The organism is Arthrobacter liuii (genome assembly GCF_014639275.1).
In the GTDB taxonomy this organism is placed as follows: Bacteria; Actinomycetota; Actinomycetes; order Actinomycetales; family Micrococcaceae; genus Arthrobacter; species Arthrobacter liuii.
In genome coordinates this window covers 278,463-285,804 of sequence record NZ_BMFW01000005.1, presented here as the reverse complement: position 1 = coordinate 285,804, position 7,342 = coordinate 278,463, and the positions used below count along the sequence as shown (strand labels likewise).

General features: G+C 66.2%; 8 protein-coding genes. 6 read left to right on the top strand and 2 right to left on the bottom strand.

Annotated features, from left to right (window positions below; genetic code table 11):
- The 6 genes from IEW19_RS08895 to fabF form a co-directional block, all read left to right on the top strand.
- Positions 1 to 254, top strand: a 254-nt coding sequence (locus tag IEW19_RS08895; protein ID WP_188571276.1) for a hypothetical protein, incomplete at its 5' end; no start/stop codon positions are given.
- A gap of 232 nt (positions 255 to 486) precedes the next feature.
- Entirely contained in the window at positions 487 to 1,731 is a 1,245-nt protein-coding gene (locus tag IEW19_RS08890) for a PucR family transcriptional regulator (RefSeq protein ID WP_188571275.1), read from the top strand.
- A gap of 88 nt (positions 1,732 to 1,819) precedes the next feature.
- A complete protein-coding gene (locus tag IEW19_RS08885) occupies positions 1,820 to 2,749 on the top strand; it encodes an ACP S-malonyltransferase (protein WP_188571274.1) in 930 nt (309 codons plus the stop codon).
- Positions 2,746 to 3,807 (top strand): beta-ketoacyl-ACP synthase III, encoded by a 1,062-nt coding sequence (locus tag IEW19_RS08880; RefSeq protein WP_188571273.1) that lies wholly within the window; start codon positions 2,746 to 2,748, stop codon positions 3,805 to 3,807. Before IEW19_RS08885 ends, IEW19_RS08880 begins: the two co-directional genes overlap by 4 nt.
- A 77-nt stretch (positions 3,808 to 3,884) precedes the next feature.
- Entirely contained in the window at positions 3,885 to 4,130 is a 246-nt protein-coding gene (locus IEW19_RS08875; RefSeq protein ID WP_009359314.1) for an acyl carrier protein, read from the top strand.
- A gap of 175 nt (positions 4,131 to 4,305) precedes the next feature.
- Complete coding sequence (fabF, locus tag IEW19_RS08870; protein WP_188571272.1) at positions 4,306 to 5,541, top strand: beta-ketoacyl-ACP synthase II; 1,236 nt, start codon at positions 4,306 to 4,308, stop codon at positions 5,539 to 5,541.
- A gap of 114 nt (positions 5,542 to 5,655) precedes the next feature.
- Here the strand turns inward: fabF and IEW19_RS08865 are convergent, their stop codons facing one another.
- Both IEW19_RS08865 and IEW19_RS08860 read right to left on the bottom strand, forming a co-directional pair.
- Entirely contained in the window at positions 5,656 to 6,159 is a 504-nt protein-coding gene (locus IEW19_RS08865) for a DUF3145 domain-containing protein (protein ID WP_188571271.1), read from the bottom strand.
- A 240-nt stretch (positions 6,160 to 6,399) separates the two neighbouring features.
- A complete protein-coding gene (locus tag IEW19_RS08860; protein ID WP_188571270.1) occupies positions 6,400 to 7,326 on the bottom strand; it encodes a tyrosine recombinase XerC in 927 nt (308 codons plus the stop codon).
- Between the last annotated feature and the right edge of the window lie 16 nt (positions 7,327 to 7,342).

Genomic DNA, 7,342 nt, shown 5'->3' with positions numbered 1-7,342 from the left:
TCCCCGACCAAATCCGCCAATTCATCCCCAACGAATACGCCACCCTCGGCGCCGACGGCTTCGGCTTCTCCGACACCCGCGCAGCAGCCCGCCGCTACTTCAAAAACGACACCCACTCCATCGTGGTCCGTGCCCTGGAAATGCTGGCGCGCCGCGGCGAGGTGGATGTTGATGCCCCGGTCAAGGCGATTGAGAAGTACAAGCTGCTCAACGTCAATGCCGGCACCACCGGCAACGCCGGAGGCGAAGCCTAACCCCCTCATAAAAGAGTTACTGGGCAGCTACGAGGACTTCCGACGCCCGGAAACCCTCATATCTGCCCACAAGCTCCAATGAAGGCAGCATCACACGACGGCGGCCCCCACCCACAAGGTGGGGGCCGCCGTCGTTCGCTGCACAGGCGCAGGGACGCTGTGACGCAGCGCAAAGCTGATTGTAGCCTTCGCACAAATGGAGCTTGCGGGGCGGTGGCCGTATGCTCAAAGAATGCCAGCACCAGCCAGCCCGTCCTCGAAGCGGAAACCAGCCGCGCCGAAGGTGACGCCGGAGAAGTCCGAAACCCTCAAGCAGCTCCGCGCCAACGTGGGCCAGCTCTCCACCACCACCATGCGCAAGCTTGAGCAGTCGCTGCCCTGGTACAGCCGGCTCAGTGCGGATGAGCGCTCGGCGTTGGGAATGGTGGCGCAGAACGGAATAGCTGCCTTCGTTACCTGGTATGAGCGCCCGAGCTCGCCTTCCTGGATCCTCAGCGACGTCTTTGGGACAGCCCCCACGGAACTGACCCGTTCGATCAGCCTGCAGAAGGCGTTGCAGCTGATCAGGATCGTGGTGGAGGTGGTGGAGGACCAGGCTCCCGTGATCGCACCTGAGGCGGACCAGCCATCCCTCCGTGAAGCTGTGCTGCGGTACTCCCGCGAAGTGGCTTTTGCCGCCGCGGACGTCTACGCCCGTGCCGCCGAGTCCCGCGGTTCCTGGGACACCCGGCTCGAAGCCCTCATTGTGGATGCGATCCTGCGCGGCGAGAACACCGATGCCCTGCGCTCACGCATAGCAGCGCTGGGCTGGAAGGCGCAGGAGCGCTTCACTGTGATGGTGGGGAATTCGCCGTCCGAACCCAGCGCAAGCTACGTCAGCGAATTGCGCCGGATGGCCGGGCGTTTTGCCGAGGACGCACTGGTGGGCATCCAGGGAGACCGGCTGATCCTCATCCTTGGCGGGGTGCAGGACCGCGAAACCGCCTACGTGAAGCTGAGCGACATGTTCGCGCCCGGGCCGGTGGTCTACGGCCCCGAGGCCAGTTCGCTGCTGGAGGCCAGCGGCTCCGCTCAATCCGCATTTGCGGGGTTGACGGCGGCCCGCGCTTGGCCCTCCGCGCCCCGCCCCGTCGCCGCCGACGACCTGCTGCCTGAGCGGGTCATCTCAGGCGACGACGCCGCACGCCGCTCACTGGTGAAGAACATCTACCGGCCACTCCTCGCGGCCTCGAATGGCCTGGTGGAGACGCTGGGGACCTACCTGGAGCTGGGCCACTCGCTGGAGGCAACGGCCCGGGAACTTTTCGTCCACGCCAACACGGTGCGCTACCGGTTGAAGCGCGTCTGTGACGTCACGGGCTGGGACCCGCTGCTGCCCCGGGAGGCGTTCGTGCTGCAGGCCGCGCTGGTGGTGGGCCGCCTTTCGGCCCCGCCCAAGCCCGCCACGGAGCGGCAGGTGTCCCGGAACCAGGCATGAGGCATTGTAGACTTCCTACAACCTGACCCCGTGAGCTTGGTGCGGAGAAACACCGCTGGATCACACAGTAATTTGGAAAGCTGGTTACGTGCTTGCAATAGTCTGCCCTGGACAGGGCTCACAGACCCCGGGTTTTCTGGCCCCATGGCTGGAACTTCCCTCGGTGGCAGGCCAGCTGGCCTCCTTGAGTGACATCGCAGGCATTGACCTGATAGCCCACGGGACCACCTCCGACGAGGAAACCATCAAGGACACTGCCGTAGCGCAGCCCCTGATCGTTGCCGCGGGGCTGGTCACCGCCGCCTCCCTTTTCGATGTCGAACTCAGCTCACTCCCGGTAATCCTTGCCGGCCACTCAGTGGGTGAGATCACCGCATCCGCCCTCGCCGGCGTGCTGACGGAGCAGGAAGCCATGACGTTCGTCCGGGAGCGCGCCAACAGCATGGCCGCCGCGGCCGCAGTCACGCCCACCGGCATGAGCGCCGTCGTGGGCGGCGACCCTGCCCAGGTGCTGGGCGCCATTGAGGCGGCCGGGGCTTCCCCTGCCAATGTCAACGGTGCGGGCCAGACGGTGGCAGCAGGAACCTTCGAGCAGCTGAAGGCCTTGGCAGACAACCCGCCCGCCAAGGCGCGCGTTATCCCGCTGAAGGTGGCCGGTGCTTTCCACACCAGCCACATGTCGCCGGCAGTCAGCGCGCTCAAGGCGCTGGAACCCCGGCTCAATCCGGTGGCCCCGAAGGTGCCCCTGCTGTCGAATTACGACGGCGGCGAGGTCACCGACGGCGGTGCCGCCGTCGAAAGCCTGATCGCCCAAGTGTCGCGTCCGGTCCGCTGGGACCTCTGCATGGAAACCATGGTGAAGCGCGGTGTCACCGGCGTGATCGAACTCGCACCCGCCGGAACGCTGGCCGGGCTCGCCAAGCGCGGCATGCCCGGCGTCAAAACCGTTGCCGTCAAGACCCCCGATGACCTGTCCGCCGCACTGGCGCTTTTCGCAGAACTGGAGGGCAACGCATGAGCGTTCCCACGCTGAAACAGGCTCCCATCCAGGAGCACACGCGCATCCTCGGCCTTGGGGCCTACCGGCCTGACGTCATTGTCACCAATGAGGATGTCTGCCAGTGGATCGATTCCTCGGACGAGTGGATCCGTCAGCGCACCGGCATCGTCACCCGCCACCGCGCGGCTGCGGACGTCAGCGTGATCGATATGGCAGAGGGCGCTGCCCGCGAAGCCATGGACAAGGCCGGCATTGAGGCATCGGAGCTTGGGGCAGTCATCGTCTCAACCGTGACCCACCCCTACGCCACTCCCTCCGCCGCTGCCAGCCTGGCCGACCGGATTGGCGCCACTCCGGCTCCTGCCTTCGATATTTCCGCCGCCTGCGCGGGTTACTGCTACGGCATTGCACAAGCCGACGCCCTGGTCCGTTCCGGCGCCGCCAAGTACGTCCTGGTGGTCGGCGCGGAGAAGCTGTCCGACGTCATCGACAACCGGGAACGCACCATCTCCTTCCTCCTCGGCGACGGTGCCGGCGCCGTCGTCATCGGGCCTTCCGAAACCCCGGGCATCGCACCGTCGGTGTGGGGCTCGGACGGCAGCAAGTGGGATGCCATCGGCATGACCCGTTCCCTGCTTGACGTCCGGGACCTCGGCCTTGCAGCCCGTCAGTCCGACTCCACAGGGGACCTTGCGCTCCTGGAAGAAGCGCAGGAGCTGTACCCCACCCTCCGCCAGGACGGCCAAACGGTGTTCCGCTGGGCAGTGTGGGAAATGGCCAAGGTAGCGCAGCAGGCACTTGACGCCGCGGGCATCGAGGCAGAAGACCTGGTTGCGTTCATCCCCCACCAGGCCAACATGCGCATCATCGACGAGATGGTGAAGAAGCTGAAGCTGCCCGAGACGGTTACAGTGGCACGGGACATTGCCGAGGCCGGCAACACGTCCGCTGCCTCCATCCCGCTGGCAACGCACCGGCTCCTGCAGGAGCACCCCGGGCTGAGCGGCGGCCTGGCCCTGCAGATTGGTTTCGGTGCCGGGCTGGTCTTCGGCGCGCAGGTAGTTGTCCTTCCCTAGATACGCCCAAGGGTCGCAACCGCGGCCCGGACCGTTTCCGGCAGCCCCTGCCGGCAATACAAGAAAAGGAGCCACCAATGGCTAGCAACGAAGAGATCCTGGCCGGCTTGGCTGAAATCGTCAACGAAGAGACCGGCCTGGCCCCGGAGGCCGTCGAGCTGGACAAGTCCTTCACGGAGGACCTTGACATCGACTCCATCTCAATGATGACCATCGTGGTCAACGCCGAGGAAAAGTTCGGCGTCCGCATCCCGGACGAAGAGGTCAAGAACCTCAAGACTGTTGGCGACGCTGTCAGCTTCATCGCCGGGGCACAGGCCTAGTCACAGGCTTTTCGCCGTCTCACGGCTTGGCGGGGCTGCCGGTCCGGACTGACCGGACCGGCAGCCCGCCGCTTTTATCCGGCGCAGAACCCCGACCGGGACTGGCCGATCATCAAAATGTGCGGGATCCTGCGACAGTCGCAGGCGGATTCCCCACCGACGAAAGAGTGATCCCATGACGCGCAAAGTAGTCATTACCGGTCTGGGTGCCACCACGCCCATCGGCGGCGATGTCCCCACGATGTGGAACAACGCCCTCAAGGGGGTCTCCGGTGCCCGCACCCTGGAGGACGACTGGGTAGCCAAGTACGAACTCCCCGTCCACTTCGCCGCCCGGTGCAGCACGCCGGCACTGGACGTGCTCAGCCGCGTCGAAGCCAAACGGATGGACCCGTCCACCCAGTTCGGCGTCATCGCCGCCCGGGAGGCCTGGGCCGACTCCGGCATCACGGAAATCGACCAGGACAGGCTGGCTGTCGCCTTCGCCACCGGCATTGGTGGCGTCTGGACGCTGCTGGACGCCTGGGACACCCTGAAGGAAAAGGGCCCTCGCCGGGTCCTGCCCATGACTGTTCCGATGCTGATGCCCAACGGTGTCGCCGCCGCCGTGAGCCTCGACCTTGGCGCCCGCGCCGGTGCCCACACCCCCGTCTCTGCCTGCGCCTCCGGCACGGAGGCCATGCACCTTGGCCTGGAGCTCATCCGCTCCGGCAAGGCAGACGTGGTGATGTGCGGCGGCGCCGAAGCTGCCATCCACCCCATGCCGCTGGCAGCATTTGCCTCGATGCAGGCGCTCTCCCGCCGGAACGATGCCCCTGAGCGCGCCTCCCGCCCGTATGACACCGCACGCGACGGATTTGTCATGGGTGAAGGCGCCGGCGCCCTGGTCCTCGAAGCCGAGGAGCACGCCCTGGCCCGCGGAGCACGCATCTACGCCGAACTCGCCGGTACGTCCGTCACCGCGGACGCCTACCACATCACGGCCCCGGACCCTGAAGGGCTCGGAGCTACCCGCGCGCTGAAGGCGGCGATGTTCGACGGGCGGATCCAGCCTGAAGACGTGGTGCACGTCAACGCGCACGCCACCTCGACCCCCGTCGGCGACAAGCCCGAGTATACGGCCCTGCGTGCCGCCTTAGGCACCCATGTGGATAACGTGGCCGTCTCCGCCACCAAGTCCCAGATGGGCCACCTCCTGGGCGCTTCCGGCGCGGTTGAGGCTGTCCTCACGGTGCTGGCCGTCCATGAGCGGAAGGCGCCGGTCACCATCAACCTTGAAAACCAGGACCCGGAGATCCCGCTCGACGTGGTCACCTCCGCCCGTGACCTGCCTGCCGGGAACATCGTGGCGCTGAGCAATTCGTTTGGTTTCGGCGGCCACAACGCAGTCGTGGCCATCCGTAGCGTATAGGAGTTGTCCGGGGCATGCGCCCCGGGCTGCAAAAGGAGGCCCGCCGGTTGGCGGGCCTCCTTTTTTGCTATGGAAGTGTTGCGGTTCGGTCGAGGCACTAACGGACGACGGCGGTCAGCCCACCTGGTGGAGCCAGCGCACGGGAGCGCCCTCGGCAGCGTGGCGGAAGGGTTCAAGTTCCTCGTCCCACGCCTCACCCAAGGCAAGCGAGAGTTCGTGGTAGACGGCTGCGGGGTCGCCGGCGCCGGATTCGTAGGCGTAGCGGATACGGTCCTCGGACACCATGATGTTGCCGTGGACGTCAGTGACGGCATGGAAGATCCCCAGTTCGGGGGTGTGCGACCAACGGCCGCCATCCACACCCTGGCTGGGCTCCTCCGTTACCTCATAGCGGAGATGCGCCCAGCCGCGGAGGCAGGACGCCAGTTTGGATCCCGTGCCGGGGGCACCGGTCCAGGACAACTCGGCCCGGAACATGCCGGGCGCGGCAGGCTGCGGGGTCCACTCAAGATCCGTCCGCTTGTCCACCACGGCACCGACTGCCCACTCAACGTGAGGGCAGAGCGCCGTAGGGGCCGAGTGAACGAACAGCACACCACGGGTCATTGCAACAGACATTCCATCCTCCATAGCTCTAGGTACGTCTTCCCCAACGACCTCTGCCTGGATGGAACTGCCGTGCCCTGCACTGCGGCGGTGGTTCCCTGCGTGTATTCAGATGTATCAGATTGAGCTGTGTCCGGGCTTGCCGCGCCGCACGAAGCTCAGGGAGCTTCAAGCGGCACTTGAAAGTTGCCGGACGTGACTCTTATTGTGCCGTACCCTGCCGAATTACGCCAGTGCGATTAGCCGCACCGCTTAAGCCCTGGGATGCGCCTGTTGATAGCTCTTCCGAAGCCGGTCAACTGAGACATGGGTGTAGATCTGCGTGGTGGCAAGGCTGCTGTGGCCAAGGATCTCCTGCACCGCGCGGAGGTCGGCGCCCCCGTCCAGCAGGTGCGTGGCTGCCGTGTGCCGCAGCGCGTGGGGCCCGGACGCGGAGGTATCCCCCAGCGCCGCGAACAGGGCGTTTACCAGGGCACGGACCTGGCGTTGATCAACCCGTCCCCCGCGGGCCCCGAGGAAAAGCGCAGGCCCACTGTTGTCCTTCGCCAATGCCGGGCGGCCGCAACGAAGCCAGTCGTCGATGGCCACGGCAGCGGGCACGCCAAACGGGACCGTGCGTTCCTTATTGCCCTTGCCGATGACCCGCAGAGTCCGGCGGTCCGGGTCCAGGTCATCGACATCGAGCCCGGTGAGTTCGCCCACCCGGATGCCTGTGGCGTACAGGAGTTCCACCATGGCGCGGTTCCGCACTGCCAGTGGTTCGCCCTCCGTGGCCGGTCCTACCAGTCCCTCGAATATGCGCGTGAGCTGTGACGCCTGCAGGACCCCCGGCAGGGACCCCTCCCGCTTGGGTGCCTTCAGGCGAAGGGCGGGGTCCGCGTCGATGAGTTCTTCCCGGAGCGCCCATGCGGTGAACGCCCGTGCGGTGGCGGACCGGCGTGCAAGGGTTGCCCGCGAGGCACCCGCCGAACTTTGGCTTCCGAGCCAGCGGCGGAATGTTCCCAGTTCAAGGTCCTTCAGCCCTGCCACGCCCTCCGATGCAGCATGTCCCAGGAGGCTGCGCAGGTCGCCCAGGTAGGCGCGCCTGGTGTGGGCCGACACTGCCCGTTCCCCCGACAGGTAGCCGGCGAACGAGTCCAGCGCGTTGCCGAATTCCCTTGGCAATTCTTCATGTTCCACTCCTCTACTTTCCCAG

Bases quoted from the DNA above. Each gene is read 5' to 3' on its own strand.
- IEW19_RS08890 (WP_188571275.1), top strand. From the start codon at position 487: ATGCCAGCACCAGCCAGCCCGTCCTCGAAGCGGAAACCAGCCGCGCCG.
- IEW19_RS08880 (WP_188571273.1), top strand. From the start codon at position 2,746: ATGAGCGTTCCCACGCTGAAACAGGCTCCCATCCAGGAGCACACGCGC.
- IEW19_RS08875 (WP_009359314.1), top strand. From the start codon at position 3,885: ATGGCTAGCAACGAAGAGATCCTGGCCGGCTTGGCTGAAATCGTCAAC.
- fabF (WP_188571272.1), top strand. From the start codon at position 4,306: ATGACGCGCAAAGTAGTCATTACCGGTCTGGGTGCCACCACGCCCATC.
- IEW19_RS08865 (WP_188571271.1), bottom strand. From the start codon at position 6,159: ATGTCTGTTGCAATGACCCGTGGTGTGCTGTTCGTTCACTCGGCCCCT.